We start from the raw sequence: 21,169 nt of genomic DNA, 5'->3' as shown, positions 1-21,169 counted from the left end.
CGTCGAAATTACACCTTTTCTAGAGGTATGAACAGTTTGCCTTATTCATTACGCATGCCGTCTTCCTGAAATACCTGTCGGATGTACTTCAACAAGCTATCGGCCTGGCCGCGGGTGAAGGAAAGAGGGGGCTTGATTTTCAGCACATTTTCGTGGGGGCCGTCGGTGCTCATCAGGAAGCCCAGTTCCCGCATCCGGTTTTTCAGGTAGGCGGCGGGCGCGGGTGCCGGTGCGAGGTCGGCGGACGCCAGTTCAAAGCCCAGGAACAGCCCACTGCCCCTTACTTCCGCGATCAGCGGATGATCCGTCCGCAATTGTTCGAGCAGGGAGACCAGGTATTGCCCCACATCCTGAGCCTGCTCTTTCAGGCCCTCTTCCCGCAGGGTAGCGAGCACGGCGAGCCCCACGGCGCAGCTTACCGGATTGCCTCCGAAGGTGTTGAAGTACTCCATTCCATTGGCGAAGGCCGCGGCCACGCGGGGGGTACACACCACGGCGGCCAGGGGGTGGCCGTTGCCGAAGGGTTTGCCAATGGTCACGATGTCCGGGATTACCCCCTGCAGCTCGAAGGCCCACCAGTGGCTGCCTACGCGGCCCAGTCCGGTTTGTACTTCATCGGCAATGGTTACCCCGCCACCGGCCCTCACGCCGTCGTAGACCTGTCGGAGGTACACGGGGGGAAGCATCAGTTGACCGCCGCAGCTGAGGATGGACTCCGCCAGAAAAGTGAGGGGCCCTCCGGTAGCGTCCCAACGTGGCGTCAGGTGTTTGCCGCGCAGCAGGTCGGGCATGGGCAGCAGCTGGGTCTCGGGCGGCTGTCCGCTACCGCCACGGCGGGCAAACTTGTAGCTGCTCACGTCGATGGTCCGTGTCGTATTGCCGTGGTAGCCCATCTCCATGGCCAGCACCCGCCGGTTGCCCGTTACGGATTCGGCCATGCGCAGGGCCAGTTCGTTGGCCTCACTGCCGGAGTTCACGAAGTGGACTACGGAAAGGGGATCCGGAAGCAGGGCGGTAAGTTCGTCCGCCAGTTGCAGGACGGCGGGGTGGAGGTAGCGGCTGTTGGTGTTGAGCACCGCGGCCTGCCGCTGGATGGCCTCCACCACCCGCGGGTGCTCATGACCAACGTGGGCCACGTTGTTGACCGTGTCCAGGAACCGGCGCCCCGACGCGTCGTACAGGTAGCTGCCCGACCCCCGCAAAATGGTTAGGGGGCGGTGGTAGGACACGCTCAGGGTGTAGCCCAGCCGCTGCTTGCGGTGGGACAAAAGGGATTCCTCCGCAGGAAGCTTCTGGCCTTCCTCGGGAACGGAAAGGGGAATCAGGGTTCGGGGGTCCGGGCAGAGCCCCAACCAAACGTCAGCGGTGTCGGGATAAGCTACGCCCGGAAATTCGGCGCTGCGGTCCAGCAAATCCAGCATTACCTGGAAGTGCAGGTGGGGCGGCCAGCCACCGTTTTCCTCCGGGCCGCCCAGCCGGGCGATCGGTTGTCCGCCCTGCACCCGCGTCCCCGCCGGAAAATCCGCCAGAGAGGCCGGGGAAAGGTGACCGAAAAGGGTGTAAAACCGGAGGCCGGGAGCGGGTTCGTGGACCAGGATCAAGGTACCCCCGTAGCCACCTGGAGTAGGGTCGTTGCCGCAGTGACGTACCGTTCCTATCAGAGGAGCGTACACGGTGGTGCCCGGAGTGCTGGTCCAGCAATCCAGGCCCAGGTGGACGGTCCTCCAGCGGGGGCCACTGTTGCCCTCGCCCTGGAAGGCATCCGTGGTGTAGACCGGGCGGGCTTCTCCGTAGCCACCGATCCCCACCTCTGCCTCCTGGTCTTCCAGCAGTCGCCGCATATGGGTTACGAAGCGGGGCAGGTGTTCGAAGTTACGGTTCAGCCCCAGCAGGGTACTGCCCACCCCGAGGTCTACGGCCGTCAGCCGGCGGCCGCCAAGGTCAATTACCGGGTGGGATGGGGCGGTGGCCGCCCACCGGTGATAGGCCGCCAAGGTAGGGTGGGCGGACCGACCGCACGCCACGCGGAAGGTGGCCCGGGCCAGCCGGGGGTGCACTTCCCGGAGCTGCCGCAGAAGGGTCCAGGCCGCGGTCTCGGAAATAGAGAGGTAGGGGTTGTCGGGATTCAGCTTCCGGTTTTCAGCGGCGGCCGTAACCGTGAGCAACAGGCGGGCACAGATCAGCGGGAAGAGTACCTCCAGTTCATTTTCTTCTACGGGGAATATCGCATGGTAGCCCTCCACGACCTCCCGCATGGCCCCCAGGGGGTCGGGAGCGTCCATGCCGGCGTAGGCGCAGGCCACGGCTAATTCACTGATGGTGACGGTGTGCACGGTGTCCCCGAAGTCGATCACCCCACAGACGTGACGACCGCCGGCATCGGTAATCAGGTTGTGTTCGTGGGCGTCATTATAGCAGACGCTGCGCCGCAGTCCGGAGAGTGGCAGGTCTTCCAGCAAGGCGTAGAAGTGTTCCGCCAGGGCCTGCTCTTCCGCCTTCAGCAGGGGGAGCAAGCGGCGGGTTTCGAGGGCGCGGGCCGGATCCCACTTGTAGTGCCGTTCTGCCGCCGGATAGTCCAGATCCTGCAGGGCGTGCGACAGGTGGCCGCAAACCTCCCCCCAGGACCTGCGCAATTCCCGGGTGCGGGGAACCACGGTAGCTACGGGGCGCCCGGCGACCCAGCTGTGGAGGCGAACGCGGGTTGTTCCGTCCGATGATTTTGCGGTGCGAACGATCCGCGGCGTAGCGAAGGGCAGCTCCTTTCCCGCCAGGTGATCCAGGATAGGTGACTGGTCGAAACTATCGCTGGTACTGATTTTCAGCAGATAGGCGGTGCCGTCGGGAAGCCGCAGCCGAAAATTTTGGTCCACCTCGCCGGGCAGGGGGAGAACCTCGGTGCCGGAGTCGGCACTTTCCGGCCCGCTGGGGGGTGGTATTTCCAGGGCCTCTAGCCAGGGGTGGAGGTAGTCAGGGTCCATCATGCCGGCGAATCTACGGGGTGCGCCGGGAACCTGTAAGGGGGATTAAGCCCGAAAAATGGACCTTAATTCCGACTTATTGCCTGATAAGGATACCATTCGTAACATAGCCTTAACCGTTCAGCACATAGCCCGTTGGATGTTGGGAAACAGCGGGGTAGAGCACTTACTTTTGGTATAGAGCTAGAGAATTAAAGATTCCAGTATTACACAGAGAGACACTATGACAACATCCTTCTAATTAGGCGAATTCTAGCATATAGCTACTTGGAGACACTTTGTACATCAATTCATTGACTCAGAAGGCCGTTAAGCCGGCTGAATGAGTTCGTCACCCGATTCCATCCCCCGGAATCGGGTGACTCTTTTTTACACCACCGGAGAAATTTGATCGTTATAGATTATGTAATGTTTACCCGGGTGGCAGAAAATTTGTCCGAAAGACCTCGATTTTCGCTACTTTTAGCTGGTGGTTGCCGCCTATTTGGGTGGGGATGCTCTTCAATTGTTAATGCTTGTTGTGCCCTACGGTAAGACCTTGATGCTCTTTTGCTGCTTGTTGACCCTGCCGTTGATGAGCAAAAATGCCCCTCCTGTGCCGCTACCAGGGGGGACGCCCCGGATGTACGAGCAGTACGACCGGGCCATGTCTCTGATTGAGGCCTCTTTGACCGACAGCGCCGCGGTTATCCTCACCAACTTGAAGAATTGCCTGGAGGAACGCAGTGATGCACATTCTCCCTTTGCCCTACACGTCCGGCTGCAACTGGCTCGGTCGCTGGAGCGTGACCGTTACTACACCGAAGCCGCCGCCGAACTCCTCGCCCTGGCCGACGACAGCCGGAACGCCGGCCTCCCGGAAGTGGAAGCCCAGGCCTACCTCGAGATGGCCCTCATTCACGAACAGCAGTCCCACCCGGTCAAATGCCGTAATTACCTGCTGCGGGCCGAACGGCTCGTGCGGGACAACCAGCTGCGGCCGGTGATGGCCTACCTCTTCATCCGGCTCTCCTCCTACCACCGCTTGTTTGGGAGCCGGCAATCGGCCGAGCGGTACAGCCGCCTGGCGCTGAACCACGCCCTGGACCAGGATCAGCCCTTGCACATGGCTACGGCCCACCTGTTGCTGAGCCTGATTTACCGGGACACCAATCCCTCCGCCAGCGAATACCACCTGCGCCACAGTTCGCGCATTTACCGACAGCTCGACAGCGACATCAACCACATGATCGTGATGCTCAACCTGAGCAACCTCCACCTGGAGCGGGGCGACTTCGCCTCTGCGCTGATGAGCAACGATTCCGCCTTCTACTACAGCGTACTGGCGCAGCAGCGGGGCAGTAAAGCGGAAGATTACCATGCCTCCCTCCTGCGGCAACGCAGTGGCATCCTCAAGGCTTCCGGCGCCCTCGATTCGGCCTTGCATTACCTGGACCAGAGCCGCATTGCCGAGGTTGGACTTATCGAACGGCTGAGCGCCGAACGGGTGGCGGAAGTGGAAGCTCGCTTCAGCAATGCCAAGAGGGAGCAACAGCTGCAGCAGCAGGCCCAATTGCTGGAATTCAAGAAAAAACGGGAGCAGTGGCTGATGTGGCTGATGCTGCTAACGGTAGTGAGCCTGGGGGTAGTGGCCATCAACTACGTTCGCCTGCGCCGCGCCAACGCCGCCCTGGCCCGCCAAAGCAGGGTCATCCACAGCCAGAACGATGAATTGGCCGGGGCCCTGCGCGAGCAGCAATTGTTGAGGGGGGAAATTCACCACCGGGTCAAGAACAACCTCCAACTCATCATCAGCCTGCTGGAGCTGCAGATCGAGGATATTGCCGATCCGGCCGTCCGCAGCAGCCTGCAATCCATGGAGGGGCGGGTGTACAGCATGGCCGCCATTCACGAGATCCTTTACCGTGAAGGCAAGCTGGAAACCATCAATTTCCATCGATACGTCGAAAAGATTACCGACCATTTTAGCACCATTGCCCGCATTGAATCGGCTTTCCGGTTTACCCTGCAGATTCCCGATTGGGAATTCAACCTTGATACGGCCATCCCCCTGGGTACCATTCTCAACGAACTGCTCACCAACAGTTTTAAATACGGGGCAGACCAGCACGAAGCACTGCACATCAATATCCACCTCGGCCGCGAAGGCGACCACTATCTCCTGACCTACTGCGACAACGGCCCCGGCTTCCCCGCCGGCCAACTGATGGAACGGGAAGGCGGCCTGGGCAGCTACCTGGTCAACGGCATGGCGCGGCAGCTGCGCGGACGGGTCGAAACCTACAACCGCGACGGGGCCTGCACCCTGGTATATTTCAACGGTAAGAACAGCCCGGGCCACGACAGTGGGACAGTGGATGAGGCAGTTGCCACGGCGACCACCCTGGCCCGCGAACCCGTTTCCACGTAATCCTTTGGCTTTCGCCGGCCGCTATTACGGTCTGGCGCTGATTTGAACCCCCATGACTACTCCCCCCCAATCCGGCTACAACATCCTCATTTTAGAGGATGAAGTCATCATCGCCGATACCCTGGCCCGCCACCTGACGCGCAATGGCCACCACGTGGTCGGTACGGCCATCTCCTACGAAGACGCCGTAAGGCTCTACGAAGAAACCCATCCGGATCTGGCCCTGCTGGACATCCGCATCGACGGGCCAAAGTCCGGCGTGGATTTCGCTCATTTCCTGCGCGGTCAGCCCCGGCCCATCCCCTTCATCTTTCTCACTTCCCAAACCGACGCCCACCACATCGCCCAGGTACGGGAAACCTTCCCCAAGGGGTACCTCAGCAAGCCGATCCAGGTCGGCAGTTTGCTGGCTACCGTTGAAGTAGCCATGCACAATCACCGGGCGGATGCCGACAAGCCGGATACCGTGGTGCTCCGTGACGGCCGCCACACCTACCGCCTCCCCGTCGAATCCATCACCTACCTCCAGGCCAGCCACGTGTACGTCCGCGTCAACCTGGTAGACCAGCCGGTGATCATGCTCCGGAGCACCCTGAGCGACCTGATCGAGGAGCTGGGGGAGGAGCAGTTTCTGCAGACCCACCGCAGCTACGTTGTCAATTTGGCCCACGTGACCCGCTACGACAAGGAATCCATCTACGTCAACAACAAGGCTATTCCAGTAAGCCGTACCCGTCGCAGTAAGGTGCTGTCGCGTCTCTGAGGCGGGTAAACATCGGCCCCCCGGGAAGCGTAAGCTAGAATATGGCTTTCCCCCGTGTACTCCTTGTTCTGCTGCTGTATTTTTCGTTTTCCCTGAACCTACCCGCCCAGGAAACCCTGCGGGTGGGGGTGAGCCATGCCCCCCCGTACTGCATGTCGGACGACGGGCAGCAGTGGTCCGGGATGGCGCTCAGGCTCTGGCGGCAGGTAGCCGAGGAAACCACGACGCCCTACGAACTCGTCCCCGTTGCCCACCAGGACAGCCTGCTGGACCGCCTGGAACGCGGGGAGCTGGACGTGGTCCTGCTGGCCTCCATGAGTCCCGACAAGGAAGCCCGGGTCGATTTTCTACAGGCCTTTCACCACACCTCGCTGGGCGTGGCCTTGCCAAAGACCAACAGCCTGTGGGAGACAATCCGGGGGCTCTTTACCCTTCAGTTCCTGTACATCGTCCTGGGACTTAGTGCCTTGTTGTTCATCGTGGGGGTGATCGTGTACTTCCTCGAGCGGAACAGCAACGACGATCAGTTTGGCGGCGAAAGAAGCACCTGGCAGGGCATCGGGTCAGGATTCTGGTGGGCGGGGGTGACCATGACCACCATTGGGTACGGCGACAAGGCGCCGCGCAGTTTGCCGGGGCGGGCGGTGGCCATGCTGTGGATGCTGGTAGCCCTGGCCGTTACTTCCAGCCTGACGGCTGCCGTCATCACCGCGGCCCAGTCGCCCCGCTTCGGGCAATTTCCGGAGGCCCTGGAGGCAAAGCAAACCGGAGTCGTAGCGGAATCACCCGCCGACCACTACCTTCGGGCGGCCGGGCAATCCCCACGGACGTTTGACACGCCCCGCAAGGGCCTGCAGGCCCTGCAGCACAAGGAGTTAGATGCTTTCGTGGCTGACCTGACTACCCTGCGTTACCTCGTGGATGAAAGCCGGGGCCTTTCGGCAAACGTCGAGGCCACGGACTCCGAACCCGAAGCCTATGCCTTCGCCGTGCGGGAAGGAAGTCAACTGCGGGAGCCACTGGAGCAGGCCGTGATTCGCATCACGCTTACCCGGATGTGGCGCGAGATCAAGAATACCTACGATGCCACGAGAAACAACCCCCACGACAGCCGGCGCCAGTAAATTCCGCCGCTACCCACCCACCACCAACCGGTCGCTGCAGGTCATGAGTGCAGCCGATGAATGGCTGCTGGCCTGGGCCGCCGAGCGGATAGGCCCTAATGACAATCCACTGGTGGTTCACGACCGTTTTGGCGCGGTGGCGCTGAGTTTACCCCAACCGGTGCGTTTCCTGGCCACCTTCCACAGTCAGGAGGAAGCCCTCCGTCGCAACAGCGGTACCCGGCCGTCGCCGCCGATCTACACGGTATTTGATGCGTTGGACCCGGTCCGCCGGGCCGTGCTGAGGGTGCCGAAGTCCCTGGAACTCTGGGAAATCTACCTCGCCGCCCTGGCCGCTGCCGCTACGCCGGAAACGGAGGCCGCGGCCGGGTTTATGACGCGCCATTTTACGCCCCGCATGCTCGATATCGCGGGGCGGTACGCCGGGCAGGTAAAGCAGTCCACCGCCCGCAAGAAGGCCAGGCTCCTGCTGCTCTCCGACTTCCATCCTCCTGAGGGCGGCGGCGCGCGGGCGCTGCGTAAGTTTATCGGCTACGCCGGCCGGGAGTACCAACAGTACTACGGGGTGTTCTCCGCCGACCACATCGACTACGCCACCCAGTGGTTACTGGAGCAGTGGGCCGTTCACCCGGAACTGCGGGAGCTCAATCCCGCCACGATCCTCGATCTCGCCTGCGGCAACGGCATCATTGGCGGAGAATTGTTGCGGCGCTACCCCCAGGCCGTCCTGACCGCCACCGACGACTCCCTGCTTGCCGTGGAAAGTGCCCGGCTGAACCTGCCCGCCGAGCGGTCCACGGTCCGCTACAATCATACGCTGGATGCGCTGGGGGATGACTCTCAGGATCAGGTGGTGACCAACCCGCCGTTCCATTTCGGCCACGAAAACAACATCGAGGTGAGCCTCGGACTGTTTCGTCAGGCCCATAGGGTGCTGCGGCCGGGGGGGCACCTGGTCGTGGTGGCCAATCGCCACCTGAACTACGCGGTCCACCTGGGCGGGATTTACCGGGAGGTGCGGGAACTCGCGGTGAACGACAAGTTCGTCATCTACCGCTGTCTCGTCTAGCCAAAGGTCTTGTAGTCGATGAGGTAGGAGAGGTTGGCCCCGAAATCGGGTACGCGGCCGCGGGCGATCTGCCGCCGCCATTTGCCGAGGGTGCCGAAGCTGAGCTTCCAGAGCTTACGGCATTCCTGCAGGTAGTGGATCACCGCCGAGGATTGCCCGGCGGCCAACAGGCTTTCGGCCAGCAGCATGCTTGGCCCCAGGAAGGTCAGCTGGGGAGAACCCGGTGTACGGGCCGAAGCGAGCAGGTAATCGGCGGCGCGGTCAGGCCGCCCTTCCCGAAGTTCCATCAGGCCGAGCAAGGTATTGGCCTGGTGCACCGCGGTGCCGTAGTAGGCGCTGTGGCGGTGGTGTTCCGCGGCGGAAAGGTACTGGCGGGCGAGGCCACCCACCGCGGGGTAATCGTGACGGGCATATGCGACGAGCAGCCCCCGTCCTAGCTGGACGAAGTCGGTTTCCATGGGGGGGTGTTTAGGTGACTAATCTGTCTGAATAACAGTAGATTACCCTGGTCGGTTAGTGGCTGCCCATACAATAGTTTGGGCCTGCCCTTTAGCGGGTGGCGGTCAGCCGAAGGACTTGTAGTCCAGCAGGTGGGTAAGATTGGCCCCGAAATCCGGCCGGCGCCCGAGACGGATGGCCATTTTCCACTGCCAAAGCTTGCCGAAGCTCAGCTTCCAGAGCTTGCCGCAGCGGTTCAGGTATTCGAGAACGGTTCGTGAGCGGCCGGCTTCCAGCAGTTTGGATGCCAGCAGCATATTGGGGCCGAAGCCCGACAACTGTGGCGACCCCGGCGTGTCGGCGGCCCGGACCAGGTATTCCTCGGCCTTGTTGATCCGGCCGCGCTCCAGCTCCAGCAGCCCCAGGACGGTATTCGCCTGGTGGATGGCGTTGCCGTAGTGGCGGCTGTCGGCGTGGCGCTCGGCAACCCGGAGGTAATCCTCCGCCAGGCGGCGCACGATGTGCCGCTCGCTGTTTCCGTAGGCCTTGAGAAGAGAGACTCCGTAATAAACGAAGCGGTTCCCGGTAACGGGAACGGGTGGCAACGTGGTTGCCACAATTGTAGGTGTATTCATGAGAGAAACGCTAAAAACCAAATGCGCCTTAAAGATAGAAGAACTTTCCTAATGCGTGGAAAAAATTTTGGGGGACCGGAATGCCTGCTCCCGTCATTCAGAGTGGGTCTGGCAGGGCAGTGCGTAGTTGGCTGAATTCCAGCTTGTTGAGTTGATCGAGAAGGCCGTATGGCAGCAAAATGCCGGGCGGTGGCAACCGGGAAGGTGGAAATACGTTCCACCCTGTATCATCAAAATACCGGAGGGGCCCGTCTTCTCCACTGCACAGTTCTCCTGACTAATGACTCCCTCAGAAACACTTTTCAATCACATCCGGGCCGGGGAGGCCGACCGGGTTCGCCAAATGGTTCAACGTGACCCCTCGCTGCTACAGGCACGCGACCCCCGCGGCTCCACTCCGGTGGTACTGGCCACTTACCTCCAGCAAATGGAGGTGACGCGGGCACTGATCGAGGAGGGGGCCGACCCTAACGGACGCGACGGGGCCGGCAATACGCCCCTGATGGGGGTATGTTTCAAAGGAAACGAGGATATCGCCCGCTACCTGATTGAACAGGGGGCCAACCCCTCGGCCACCAACCCCAGTGGAGCTACCGCGCTGATCTTCGCCGCCACTTTCAACCGGCCCGCCATGGCCCGTCTGCTGCTCGAGGCCGGGGCCGATCCCGGCATTCGCGATGGCCGGGGATTAACGGCTGCCGACCACGCCGAAAATCAGGGGCTTACCGAACTGGCGGCACTGCTGCGGCAACCCCGGTAGGGTAGGGCCGCCGGCGCTGGCACAACTGAAGGGGGATGCCGAAGGGATCGCGCAGCATCACCAGGTGGGTGCCGGGTTCCGGACAGATCTCCTCCACCACCTCGGCACCGGCCAGCGTAAGGCTGTCCCGTAACCCCGCCGCGTCGGAAGTCTGCAGGGCAAAGTGGAAGGTGAGGGGGTGGCGCTCGGCGAAATCATCGATCTCGCCGAGGGGATTGTAGTAGACCTCCAGGAATACCCGCCCGGTACTGTCCGCCAAAAAAGTGGTGTGCACCGGCCCATCGCCCTGCGAAAGCACACGGGCATCGAGGTGGGACACGTACCAGCGGGCTACGGCTACGGGGTCGGGAACGTTCAGGGCCAGGTGTTCGAATACCATGGTAAGTTGGATTTGGCGGGACGGGATGCCCTGTACAAGATAAGTCATCGGGGCTTGGCCCCGGCCCGCAACCTTTCCGCCGGGGTGGGTTGTTAGTCCTCCAAAGTACGCCTCCATGCCCTTTCTTGCCATTCCCCAGATTCTCGGCGGCTACACCCCCGTGGCCTGGGCCGTGTTCGCGGCCATCGTGGTGGTGGTCCTGCTGATCATCCGCTACTTCTACACGCTCTTGCGGGAGGAATAGGCACCCGCGCGCCGCCGCCCAAATTATCGTTTGGCCGATCCAACGAATCCGGGCTCCCGCCGTTATTCAAGCCATGACGACGGAAGATTTTAAACGCATCTCCGATACCGTACCCCGCCAACCTGGGGTATACCGCTTCATCGGTCCCGACGATACCATCCTCTACGTGGGCAAGGCGAAGGTGCTGCGCAACCGGGTGGCCAGCTACTTCGGCGACCGCAAGGACCGCCCCAACCGCACCCGGGTAATGGTGAAGAACGCTGCCCGCCTGGAGTTCACCATCGTGGAATCGGAGGCCGACGCCCTGCTGCTCGAGAATGCCCTGATCAAGACCCACCAGCCGCGCTACAACGTCAACCTGAAGGACGACAAGAGCTACAGCTACATCTGCATCAAGAACGAGCGCTTCCCGCGGGTATTCATCACCCGCCAGGTATGGCGCGACGGCAGCTACTACTTCGGGCCCTACACCAGCAAGGGGCGGCTGAAGATCATCCTCGATCTGGTCAAGACGCTCTTCCCCCTGCGGACCTGCAACCTGAACCTGAGCCCCGAGAATATTGCCGCCGGCAAGTTCAAGGTCTGCCTAGAGTACCACATCAAGAACTGCGAAGGGCCCTGCGTGGGCGAGGAATCGGAGGAGTCCTACAATGAAAAGATCGAACAGGTCAAGAATATCCTCAAGGGCAATTTCGTCGAGGTGAAGCGCCACTTCCAGGCCGAAATGGAGGAACTGGCCGAGAACCTGGAGTTCGAACGCGCCCAGCAGATTGCCGACAAGCTGAAGGCCTTCGAGAAGTACCAGAGCAAGTCGACCATCGTAAGCACAAGCCTGCGCGACATCGACGTCTTCGGCCTGGCCACCGACGAGAAGGAGGCTTACCTGAACTACATCAAGATCGTCAACGGGGCCGTCATCCATACCCACACCCAGGAGATCGAGATGAATCTGGACGACGACCGGGAAAGCCTGCTCAGCTACGCGATTCCGGAACTGAGGGACCGCTTCAACAGCGTCGCGCCGGAAATCATCCTGGCCGAGGAAATGGAACTGGCGGGGGTGGACGCCTCGGTGACCGTGCCGAAGATCGGCGACAAGAAAAAGCTGCTGGAGCTGAGCGAGAAAAACGCCAAGTACATGCTGCTGCAGCGCAAGAAGCAGCGCATCAGCCACGCCAACCGGCAGACGCCCGCCGAACGGATCCTGCGCCAGCTGCAGTCCGACCTCCAGATGGACGAGCTGCCCATGCACCTGGAATGCTTCGACAACTCCAACATCCAGGGCAGCAACCCGGCCAGCGCCTGCGTGGTCTTCAAAAACGCCAAGCCCAGCAAGAAGGACTACCGCCACTACAACATCAAGACGGTGGTGGGCCCGGACGACTTCGCCAGTATGAAGGAGGTCGTCCACCGGCGCTACCGCCGCCTGATGGATGAGGGGGAACCCCTGCCCCAGCTGGTCATCATCGACGGGGGCAAGGGGCAGCTCAGCCACGCCATGGAGAGCATCGACCTGCTCGGTCTGCGCGGCAAGATGACCGTGGTGGGCATCGCCAAACGGCTGGAGGAGATCTACTTTCCGGACGACCCCGTTCCCCTGCACATCAATAAAAAATCCGAAAGCCTCCGGCTGATCCAGCAGGCGCGTGACGAGGCCCACCGCTTCTCACTGCGCCACCACCGCAACAAGCGCAGCAAGGGGATGATACAAACCGAGCTGCTGAACATTCCCGGGGTGGGGGAGAAGACCGTTCAGAAGCTCATCGCCCACTTCGGCAGCACCAAGAAGGTGAAGAACGCCCTGGCCAGTGAGATCGCCGAGGTGACCAACCTGAGTACGGCCAAAAAGGTGTTGGAGTATTTCCGCCGCCAGGAGGTGGCCGGCGGAGAGGTGCCCCGCGATCGCGGCTAACGGCTACCTTTAGGCATGCGCTTGCTACTGCTCTTCCTTCCCTTGTTGTTGGTCTCCTGCCGCAACGATTTCAGCCTCCAGGCCGATCTGGCGGACGTGCCCGTCGTGTACGGCTTCCTGGACGCCGCCGGGGAGGTCCATTTCGTGCGGGTGGAGCGGGCGGTACCCGACGCGGATGTCGCGGCCGCCGACCCCGGACAACTCTACTACGGCCCCGACGCTGCCACGGTATCGCTGACCAACCTGGGTACCGGAGTAACGGTGGAAATGGACAGGGTAAACGGCAATGCACTCGACCTGCCCCGCGCCACGGGGCCGTTCGCCACCACTCCGAATATTCTGTACCGGGTATCGGACGAAGAACTGCGCCTGCAGGCCGGCCAGTCCGTCGAGGTCCGCGTAGCCCGCCCTGATGCGGACGATGCCCTGGCGACCACCCGGCTGCTGGAGCCGCTCCGTATCCTCCGCCCGAGCACTACGGCCCGCCTCGACGACTACCGTCGTCCGGTCATCGTTTCCTGGAACGCCCCGCCGGAGGCGACGGTGTTTGCCGTTCAGTTGCTGTTTTCGGTAGATGAGCACTATGTCGGCGACCCCTCCCGCGACCGTACCGTTGAGCTAGTTTACGACGCAACCACGGACTACCGCCCCGGCGGTGCCGGCCGGTCGGGCGAACTGGTCAGCCTGGAGCTGGACAACGAGGCGGTCTACCGTTTCCTGGGGGCCTCCTTCGAGCCTACCACCGGAGTCAGCCGGCAGCTCACGGCATTTGACCTGAGGGTAACGGCGGTGGGCCCCGAACTGGGGACCTTGCTGACCCTTTCCGACGCCAACGCCGGCCTGACCGGCGCCCAGGCCCGTCCGCGCTACTCCAACGTCGTCAAAGGAGAAGGAGTGGTGAGCAGTCGGACCACCGACCGACGGCCCGGGATACAGCTGGATGCCGCCAGCCTGGACAGCCTGCGGGAGGGGCGGCACACCCGTGCCCTGAACTTTCGGTGAGGCGAAAATATCGACGCATACATCAGGGCCGAAAAGTCTGATTGCCAGGGCGTAACTTTAGTTGGAGTACATCAAACCTCCACACTATGCGCACGCCTACCCAATACCCGCTCCTCCTGGGGCTTCTCTTCCTTTTTTCGGCCACGGCCTTCGCCCAGCTCCCACCTTCCGGCACGGCACGGTTGAGTGGACAGCAGGAGGTGCTACCCGTGGCAACCGCCGCTACCGGTACGGTGGACGTCACCTTTGAAGAACTGGAAGGCGATGAGGTAAGGATCACCGTCAGCGGCTCCTTCGAAAACCTCAGCTCACCCATGGCCACCGAGATCGGTGGAGGTGCCCACCTCCACCTGGCCTATCCGGGACGCAACGGCGGGGTAGTGCTGCCCCTGGTGGTTGACCTGGAAGCGGATTCTCTCTCCGGCGCGATCCGTGAAGACGAGAACACTATCGTGCTGCCCGCCGAGCGCTTCGCCGGCGTTGACTTGGGCGGGGCGTACGTCAACATCCACTCGCGCAACTACCCCTCGGGAGAACTGCGGGGCATCGTGGCACCCGCCGGCAGCGATGTGTACTACGCCAACCTGCTGGGCAGCAACGAGGTGCCCGCCGTCACCACCGCCGCCCAGGGGGCGGTGCTGCTGGTCTATGACGCAGGTGACAATACCCTCACCGTGACGGGCTCCTTCGACAACCTGACCGACACCCTGGCCACCGACCTGGCGGGCGGAGCCCACCTCCACATCGGAAAGCCGGGTCGCAACGGGCCGGTGAGTTTCCCCCTGACCGCTACCCTGGATGCAGACCGCCGCGGGGGCATCTTCCACGGCGCCCACAATACGTTCAGCCCCACCCTTGATGACCTGTTCGCCCTGCGGGAGGGCGACCTCTACGCCAACGTCCACAGTGGGGCCTACCGCTCAGGAGAAATCCGCGGACAGGTACTCCCCCGGGCCGACGTCCTGTTCAGGGCCCACCTGGCGGGGGCGAACGAATGGCCTCCGGTTACCACCGATGCTTCCGGACAGGTGCTCGGCCACCTGGCGGGAAACACCCTGCGGATGATCGGGTCCTTCGCGGGCCTGGAATCCCCGCTGGCGGTAGCCATCGCGGGCGGGGCCCACGTGCACGCCGGCTGGGCGGGGGAGAATGGCGCGGTGCTGTTCCCCCTGGATCCATTGCCCACTACTGATCTCCGCGGGGGCAGCTTCGCCCCCGGTGTCAATGCCTTCACCCTCACCGACGATGAGCGTCAGCGGTTGATCGACCGCGGCATGTACGTGAACATCCATGCTACACTGAATCCTTCCGGTGAGATCCGTGGACAGCTGCTGCCCGAAAGCCAGGCCGTATTCACCGCCTTTCTCAATGGCAACCAGGAGATTCCCGCCGTGACTACCAGCGGTCGGGGCATGGTAAAGGTGGAGTGGTCGGGCCACCGGATGATCGCCACCGGCAGTTTCCAGGGGCTGGGAAGTGACCTGAACACGGCCATCGCGGGCGGTTCCCACCTCCACGCCGGTTACCCCGGACAGAGCGGACCAGTCGTTTACCCCCTCACCGCGACCCAGGACGACGGTATGACCCGTGGGCGTTACCTGCCGGGCGATAATCATTTTGCCCTGACCGGCGGGCGGACCGATTCCCTGACCGATCGCTTCTTCTACGTCAATGTCCATTCCCTGGACTACCCCGGCGGCGAAATCCGGGGCAGTGTGCTGGCCGAAGCGGAATCCTACTTTCTCGCCCCGCTCTCCGGCGCCAGTGAACCCCAGGGCGTGCCTACTTCCGCAACGGGCATGGTGGCCCTGGAGGTGAGGGACAGCTCGGTGGTAGCCGTGGGCTCCTTTCAGAATCTGGATAGCGATTACGCCGCCAACATCGGCGGTGGCATGCACCTCCACCAGGCCCTGGCCGGCAGCAACGGTGGCATCGTCTCCGGGCTCAACACGGAGATTGCCGACGGTGACCGCGCGGGTACCATAGAGGCCGACAGCAACCGCATTCAGCTGACGGCGGCTCAGTACGCGGCCCTCCGCGACCGCCGGGTGTACGCCAACGTGCATACCGCGGACCACCCCGGCGGGGCCATCCGCGGGCAACTTCTGCCCCTGGCCCAGAATTACTTCCACACTACTTTCTCAGGCCTCAATGAAGCGGTCTACGTTGCCTCCACGGCCCAGGGCGGGCTTAAGCTGGAACTGGTAGACAGCACCCTGCGGCTCTCCGGCAGCGTAACGAACCTCGACGGCGATTTCGACGCCTCCATCGGGGGCGGGGCCCACCTCCACCTGGGGGGCGCCGGCCAGAACGGGGGAGTGGTCATCCCCATCAACGCTACGGCGGCCGATGACCTGAAGGGAGCAACCTTCACCGTAGCCGACAATACCTTCCAGCTGACGGAGGGGCAGGTGGAACAACTGCGGCACGGCCGGTGGTACGCCAACATCCACACCACCGAGGTGCCGAGTGGAGAGGCCCGGGGCCAAATCCTGGCGGAACTCAACCGTCCCCCTGCGGCTTCCAACATCATGGAACCCGCTGACGGGGCCGACGTTGAGCTCTCCGGTGCCGCCAACCAGGAGTTTCGCGTTACCTACGCCACCACCACCGATCCCGACAGGGATACCGTAGTGTATATCTGGCAGGTATCTACCAACCCGGCTTTTGACAACATCATTTTCGCGGAGAATACCGGGCGCGACACTTTTTTCACCACCGATTTCGCCACCGTGGATACCCTGTTGGCCGCCAATGGAGTAGCGGTGGGCAATTCCGTCACCATCTATCACCGGGTGCTGGCCAGCGACGGCAGCAACCACCGCGCGGGGCCGGGGGCTTCCGTTACCCTGACCCGGGGAGACCTGGTGGGGATTAGGGAGTACCTGCCGGCCGGATTTGCCGCCCGTACCTTCCCCAATCCGGTAACCGCAGGTCAGGCCCTCACGGTAGAGTTGGTTACCCGGGAAGCCTTCGCGGCGGAACTGACCATTCACAATACCCTTGGACACGTCAGCGGCCGACGGAAGCTGGAAATGGCGGCGGGCAGTCAGCGCCTGTCGCTGCCCACGGAAGCGCTTCCCGCGGGCACCTACTTCCTTACGTTACGGCACGGGAGCGGTGCACTGATCTTCGTTGAACGGCTGCTGGTACACTAGGAAATGCGGGCGGGGCCGCGGGGTGCCGTGTCCGCCCATAAAGGTCCGTTCGGTCGCCAGGTAACCTCCCCGAAGATATTGTTTCCCGTTTCGGAACACCGTGTTTTCGGGGAGGGTTATGCTACGCATGATTACTACCATGCAGGCGCCCCTGGGCGCCACCCTAACCGACCAGGCCGTGCACTTCAGTGTGTGGGCCCCTAACGCCAAATCGGTCGCGGTGACCGGTGATTTCAATAAATGGGATGAGGAAGGATTTCCCCTTTTCCCCGCCGAGGACGGATCCGGGAACTGGTCCGCCACCGTGCCCAAGGCCGGTGCCGGATCGGAATACCAGTTCGTGATCGTGGGGGCCGACGGCGAGCGCCGGCAGCGGATCGACCCCCGGGCGCGGCGGGTGACCAATTCGGTCGGTAACGCCATCGTGTACGCCGACGACTTCGACTGGGAGGACGATGATTTTACGATGCCCGCCTGGAACGAACTGGTGATCTACGAACTCCACGTAGGTACCTTCAACGTCAAGAAAAAGGGGGAACCCGGCACCTTCGACTCGGTCATCGAGCGACTCGATTACCTGGTGGACCTGGGCGTGAATTGCATCCACGTGATGCCGGTCTGCGAATTCGCGGGTGACTTCAGCTGGGGGTACAACCCGGCCCACCCCTTTGCGGTGGAGGAAGCCTACGGCGGTCCGGATGGTCTGAAGCGACTGGTGCGCGCCGCCCACCGGGAAGGCATTGCCGTGGTGCTCGACGTAGTCTACAACCACTTCGGACCGAGCGACCTGTCGCTCTGGCAATTCGACGGTTGGTACGAAAACGACAAGGGCGGAATTTACTTCTACAACGACTGGCGCAGCAGCACCCCCTGGGGAGACACCCGCCCCGACTACGGCCGCGAGGAAGTGCGGCAGTACATCCACGACAACGCCATGATGTGGTTGGAAGAATTCCGCTGCGACGGATTGCGGATGGACATGATCCCCTACATGCGCCACGTGAGCGGGGGGGAGAGCGACGACGACCGACTGGAGGAAGGCTACAGCCTGCTGCGGTGGATCAACTCTTCCATCGCCGAAAAGTACCCCCACAAGATTACCGTCGCCGAAGACCTCCACGGCAACGCCTTCGTTACAGATCCCCCGGAAATGGGGGGCTGCGGCTTCGGCACCCAGTGGGACGGAGACTTTGTCCATCCCGTCCGCGAGGCCATCATTACCCCGGAGGATTCCCACCGCAGCATCCCCTCCCTGGTGAACGCCCTGCTGCGCCGCTACTCCCTGGACGCCTTCAACCGCACGGTATATACCGAAAGCCACGATGAGGTAGCCAACGGCAGCGCCCGGGTGGTGGAGGAGATCGCCGCCGAAACCGGCGCGGTGGACAACTACTACTCCTTCAAGCGTGCGGCCCTGGGCGCGGCCATGACGATGACGTCGCCCGGCATTCCGATGCTCTTTCAGGGACAGGCCCTGCTGGAGGACAAATGGTTCAGCGACCAGGACCCCCTGGACTGGACCCGCCTCGAGCGGTTCAGCGGAGTGAGAAACCTCTTCCGGGACCTGGTCCGCAAGCGCCGTAACCTGGAGGGCAATACCCGGGGCCTGCAGGGGCAGCACACCCAGGTGATCGCCGCCAACGACAACGACAAGATCCTGGCCTACCTGCGGTGGTACGACGATCCAGCCAGCGACGGCGTGCTCGTGGTCCTGAACTTCAGCAACGACAGCTTTGACGGCTACGCCCTGGGGCTCGACTTCTCGGCCCGGTGGCAGCTGGTCTTCAACAGCGACTGGAAAGGCTACAGCGAGCACAATGTAGACGTACCCACCTACCCGCTGGTGGAAACCGAAGCCGTGGAACAGGACGGCCGTCCCCACCGGGTGCTGGTGAATACCGGGCCCTACGGCGCCCACATCTTCGCCCTGGCCCCCCAGGAGTAAACGAGTGGCCCGGGAATCTCCCGGGCCATTTTTCATTTGGGTAGACCGGCGGCGGCAGGGTTTGGCCGGAAAGCTGACAAAATGGCAACTCGCCGCCGGTGGCATCTGCCAAAGTACCCGGCACCGGCGGTCAGCGCTCCAATTGCGGCCGAAATAAAGGCAGATGACAACCTCCGGCACGGCTGGCACGGTGGTTGCATGGTAAGGGGCGACAGTTTTGTCGACGGAAAATTTACAAAAGCAATCGTATGAGCAAGATTATTGGAATTGACTTAGGTACGACCAACTCATGCGTGGCAGTAATGGAGGGCAACGAGCCCACCGTGATCTACAACGATGAGGGGCGCAACACCACCCCCTCCATCGTGGCGTTCCTGGACGCCGGTGAGCGTAAGATCGGTGAGCCCGCCAAGCGTCAGGCCATTACCAACCCCACGCGGACGGTCGCATCCATCAAGCGCTACATGGGTCAGCGCTTCGACGAGGTGAAGAATGAAGTAGACCGCAGCGCCTACAAGGTGGTGAAGGGAGACAACGGCCTGGCCCAGGTGGAGATCGACGGACGTAAGTACACGCCCCAGGAGATCAGCGCCATGGTACTCCAGAAAATGAAGAAGATCGCTGAAGACTTCCTCGGACAGGAAGTGACCGAAGCCGTAGTAACGGTACCGGCCTACTTCAACGACTCCCAGCGGCAGGCCACCAAGGAGGCCGGTGAAGTCGCCGGTCTGACCGTGCGCCGGATCATCAACGAGCCCACCGCCGCCGCCCTGGCCTACGGCCTGGACAAGCGGAGCAAGGACATGACCATCGCCGTATACGACCTCGGTGGCGGTACCTTCGATATCTCCATCCTCGACCTGGGTGAAGGCGTCTTCGAAGTGAAGTCCACCAACGGTGACACCCACCTGGGTGGTGACGACTTCGACCGCGTACTGATCGACTTCCTCGCCGACGAGTTCAAGAAGCAGGAAAACATCGACCTGAAGAAGGACCCCATGGCCCTGCAGCGCCTGAAGGAAGCCGCCGAGAAAGCAAAGATCGAGCTTTCCAGCTCCATGGAGACGGAGGTCAACCTGCCCTACATCACCGCCGTAGACGGCGTGCCCAAGCACCTGGTGGTCAAGATCAGCCGCGCCAAGTTCGAGCAACTCGCCGACGAGTTGGTTCAGCGTACCCTGAAGCCCTGTGAGCAGGCCATGAAGGACGCCGGCATCAGCAAAAGTGAGATCGACGAGGTCATCCTGGTCGGTGGTTCCACCCGGATCCCCGCCATCCAGGAAGCCGTCGAGAAGTTCTTCGGCAAGAAGGCCAACAAGAGTGTGAACCCCGACGAAGTAGTGGCCGTAGGTGCCGCCATCCAGGGTGGCGTACTCAGCGGCGACGTGCAGGATGTACTCCTCCTCGACGTAACCCCCCTCAGCCTCGGTATCGAGACCATGGGCGGCGTATTTGACACCGTGATCGAGTCGAACAGCACGATCCCCGTCAAGAAGTCGAAGGTATACTCCACCGCCAGCGACAACCAGCCCTCGGTAGAGATCCACGTCCTCCAGGGTGCCCGCCAGATGGCGAAGGACAACCGTCCCATCGGTCGCTTCGTCCTCGGTGACATCCCCCCCGCCCCCCGCGGCGTACCCCAGATCGAAGTGACCTTCGACATGGACGCCAACGGTATCCTGAGCGTAACGGCCAAGGACAAGGGCACCGGTAAGGAGCAGTCGATCAAGATCGAAGCCGGTACCGGACTGAACAAGGAGGACATCGAGCGTATGAAGGCCGAAGCCGCCGCCAACGAGGAGGCTGACAAGGCCGCCCGCGAGCGGGTAGAAAAACTCAACGGAGCCGACCAGCTGGTCTTCCAGACCGAGAAGCAGCTGAAGGAATTCGGTGAGAAGATTCCCGCCGAAAAGAAGACGGCCATCGAAAGCAGCCTCAATGACCTGCGGGAAGCCCACAAGGCCGAGGATATCGCCAAGATCGACGCCGCCACCGAAGCCCTGACGGCCGCCTGGAACGCCGCCAGCCAGGACATGTACCAGGCCCAGCAGGAGGCTGGAGCCACCGCCGACACCGGCAACGGTTCCGCCGAAGGCGCCGGCAGCGCGGGTACCGGAGGTGCCGACGACGTACAGGACGTAGAATTCGAAGAAGTGGAGGGCAAGTAAACCCTTCCCCCTCGCTTGAATACCAAGCCCGCCGGTCATTTGACCGGCGGGCTTTTCTTTTTGTGGTCAATGCCTCCACGCCGCAGTTTTCCGTGGGGCTACTTCCCCGATTCGCCAAATTTATTGCAGGTTATTGCTGTGTCTGGCCAATGGTTTGAATTGTGGCTGCTATTTTAGCCCAATA

The 21,169-nt window shown here is 62.2% G+C and carries 15 protein-coding genes; 11 read left to right on the top strand and 4 right to left on the bottom strand.

From position 1 onward, the window contains the following. Positions 1-41: 41 nt before the first annotated feature. Entirely contained in the window at positions 42-2,981 is a 2,940-nt protein-coding gene (locus CGL56_RS01625; protein ID WP_245183947.1) for an aminotransferase class III-fold pyridoxal phosphate-dependent enzyme, read from the bottom strand. Positions 2,982-3,573: 592 nt separating this feature from the next. Here CGL56_RS01625 and CGL56_RS01620 point away from each other — a divergent pair. From CGL56_RS01620 to CGL56_RS01605, 4 genes are read left to right on the top strand one after another with little or no spacing between them, the layout of a single operon-like run. Then, complete coding sequence (locus tag CGL56_RS01620; RefSeq protein WP_167641523.1) at positions 3,574-5,388, top strand: sensor histidine kinase; 1,815 nt, start codon at positions 3,574-3,576, stop codon at positions 5,386-5,388. A 52-nt stretch (positions 5,389-5,440) separates the two neighbouring features. After that, the gene (locus CGL56_RS01615; RefSeq protein ID WP_099104753.1) at positions 5,441-6,151 is read left to right on the top strand and encodes a LytR/AlgR family response regulator transcription factor; all 711 of its coding nucleotides are present in this window, start codon (positions 5,441-5,443) and stop codon (positions 6,149-6,151) included. 41 nt (positions 6,152-6,192) lie between these two features. Then, on the top strand, positions 6,193-7,275 hold the full coding sequence (locus CGL56_RS01610) for an ion channel (protein ID WP_099104752.1): 1,083 nt from the start codon (positions 6,193-6,195) through the stop codon (positions 7,273-7,275). Next, positions 7,235-8,344, top strand: a complete 1,110-nt coding sequence (locus CGL56_RS01605; RefSeq protein ID WP_099104751.1) for a class I SAM-dependent methyltransferase — start codon at positions 7,235-7,237, stop codon at positions 8,342-8,344. The genes CGL56_RS01610 and CGL56_RS01605 overlap by 41 nt, the downstream gene beginning before the upstream one ends. On the opposite strand, the gene CGL56_RS01600 is transcribed toward CGL56_RS01605, so the two are convergent. Next, positions 8,341-8,802 (bottom strand): hypothetical protein, encoded by a 462-nt coding sequence (locus CGL56_RS01600; RefSeq protein ID WP_099104750.1) that lies wholly within the window; start codon positions 8,800-8,802, stop codon positions 8,341-8,343. The two genes, CGL56_RS01605 and CGL56_RS01600, sit on opposite strands and share 4 nt — an antisense overlap. A gap of 105 nt (positions 8,803-8,907) precedes the next feature. Then, complete coding sequence (locus tag CGL56_RS01595; protein WP_143470573.1) at positions 8,908-9,399, bottom strand: hypothetical protein; 492 nt, start codon at positions 9,397-9,399, stop codon at positions 8,908-8,910. Between the two features lie 298 nt (positions 9,400-9,697). Here CGL56_RS01595 and CGL56_RS01590 point away from each other — a divergent pair, with 298 nt between their 5' ends. Continuing rightward, positions 9,698-10,177 carry an ankyrin repeat domain-containing protein gene (locus tag CGL56_RS01590; protein ID WP_099104748.1) on the top strand — a complete coding sequence of 160 codons (480 nt, stop codon included), beginning with the start codon at positions 9,698-9,700 and terminating at the stop codon, positions 10,175-10,177. On the opposite strand, the gene CGL56_RS01585 is transcribed toward CGL56_RS01590, so the two are convergent. After that, a complete protein-coding gene (locus tag CGL56_RS01585; RefSeq protein ID WP_099104747.1) occupies positions 10,140-10,556 on the bottom strand; it encodes a VOC family protein in 417 nt (138 codons plus the stop codon). The two genes, CGL56_RS01590 and CGL56_RS01585, sit on opposite strands and share 38 nt — an antisense overlap. Positions 10,557-10,671: 115 nt before the next feature. Between CGL56_RS01585 and CGL56_RS18515 the strand changes: the two genes are divergently transcribed. The 6 genes from CGL56_RS18515 (at position 10,672) to dnaK (ending at position 20,985) form a co-directional block, all read left to right on the top strand. Next, the gene (locus tag CGL56_RS18515; protein ID WP_262490621.1) at positions 10,672-10,800 is read left to right on the top strand and encodes a hypothetical protein; all 129 of its coding nucleotides are present in this window, start codon (positions 10,672-10,674) and stop codon (positions 10,798-10,800) included. Positions 10,801-10,873: 73 nt separating this feature from the next. Next, positions 10,874-12,712, top strand: coding sequence for an excinuclease ABC subunit UvrC (uvrC, locus tag CGL56_RS01580; RefSeq protein ID WP_099104746.1), 1,839 nt, complete (start codon positions 10,874-10,876; stop codon positions 12,710-12,712). Positions 12,713-12,727: 15 nt separating this feature from the next. After that, positions 12,728-13,714, top strand: a complete 987-nt coding sequence (locus CGL56_RS01575; protein WP_099104745.1) for a DUF4249 family protein — start codon at positions 12,728-12,730, stop codon at positions 13,712-13,714. 86 nt (positions 13,715-13,800) lie between these two features. After that, entirely contained in the window at positions 13,801-16,872 is a 3,072-nt protein-coding gene (locus CGL56_RS01570) for a CHRD domain-containing protein (protein WP_099104744.1), read from the top strand. A 127-nt stretch (positions 16,873-16,999) separates the two neighbouring features. Further along, on the top strand, positions 17,000-18,817 hold the full coding sequence (locus CGL56_RS01565; RefSeq protein ID WP_099104743.1) for an alpha-amylase family glycosyl hydrolase: 1,818 nt from the start codon (positions 17,000-17,002) through the stop codon (positions 18,815-18,817). A gap of 248 nt (positions 18,818-19,065) precedes the next feature. Beyond that, positions 19,066-20,985, top strand: a complete 1,920-nt coding sequence (gene dnaK / locus CGL56_RS01560) for a molecular chaperone DnaK (RefSeq protein WP_099104742.1) — start codon at positions 19,066-19,068, stop codon at positions 20,983-20,985. The last annotated feature ends 184 nt before the right edge of the window (positions 20,986-21,169 follow it).

The sequence above is a fragment of the Neolewinella marina genome, from assembly GCF_002631205.1.
Lineage (GTDB): Bacteria > Bacteroidota > Bacteroidia > Chitinophagales > Saprospiraceae > Neolewinella > Neolewinella marina.
Note: the sequence above shows the minus strand (reverse complement) of the source record. Positions and strands in the feature narration are given on the sequence as shown.

Excerpts from the sequence above, each read along its gene's own strand:
- CGL56_RS01570 (WP_099104744.1), top strand. The coding sequence starts at position 13,801 with ATGCGCACGCCTACCCAATACCCGCTCCTCCTGGGGCTTCTCTTCCTT.
- CGL56_RS01585 (WP_099104747.1), bottom strand. The coding sequence starts at position 10,556 with ATGGTATTCGAACACCTGGCCCTGAACGTTCCCGACCCCGTAGCCGTA.
- CGL56_RS18515 (WP_262490621.1), top strand. The coding sequence starts at position 10,672 with ATGCCCTTTCTTGCCATTCCCCAGATTCTCGGCGGCTACACCCCCGTG.
- CGL56_RS01575 (WP_099104745.1), top strand. The coding sequence starts at position 12,728 with ATGCGCTTGCTACTGCTCTTCCTTCCCTTGTTGTTGGTCTCCTGCCGC.
- CGL56_RS01590 (WP_099104748.1), top strand. The coding sequence starts at position 9,698 with ATGACTCCCTCAGAAACACTTTTCAATCACATCCGGGCCGGGGAGGCC.
- CGL56_RS01565 (WP_099104743.1), top strand. The coding sequence starts at position 17,000 with ATGATTACTACCATGCAGGCGCCCCTGGGCGCCACCCTAACCGACCAG.
- CGL56_RS01605 (WP_099104751.1), top strand. The coding sequence starts at position 7,235 with ATGCCACGAGAAACAACCCCCACGACAGCCGGCGCCAGTAAATTCCGC.
- uvrC (WP_099104746.1), top strand. The coding sequence starts at position 10,874 with ATGACGACGGAAGATTTTAAACGCATCTCCGATACCGTACCCCGCCAA.
- dnaK (WP_099104742.1), top strand. The coding sequence starts at position 19,066 with ATGAGCAAGATTATTGGAATTGACTTAGGTACGACCAACTCATGCGTG.
- CGL56_RS01610 (WP_099104752.1), top strand. The coding sequence starts at position 6,193 with ATGGCTTTCCCCCGTGTACTCCTTGTTCTGCTGCTGTATTTTTCGTTT.
- CGL56_RS01600 (WP_099104750.1), bottom strand. The coding sequence starts at position 8,802 with ATGGAAACCGACTTCGTCCAGCTAGGACGGGGGCTGCTCGTCGCATAT.
- CGL56_RS01625 (WP_245183947.1), bottom strand. The coding sequence starts at position 2,981 with ATGATGGACCCTGACTACCTCCACCCCTGGCTAGAGGCCCTGGAAATA.
- CGL56_RS01615 (WP_099104753.1), top strand. The coding sequence starts at position 5,441 with ATGACTACTCCCCCCCAATCCGGCTACAACATCCTCATTTTAGAGGAT.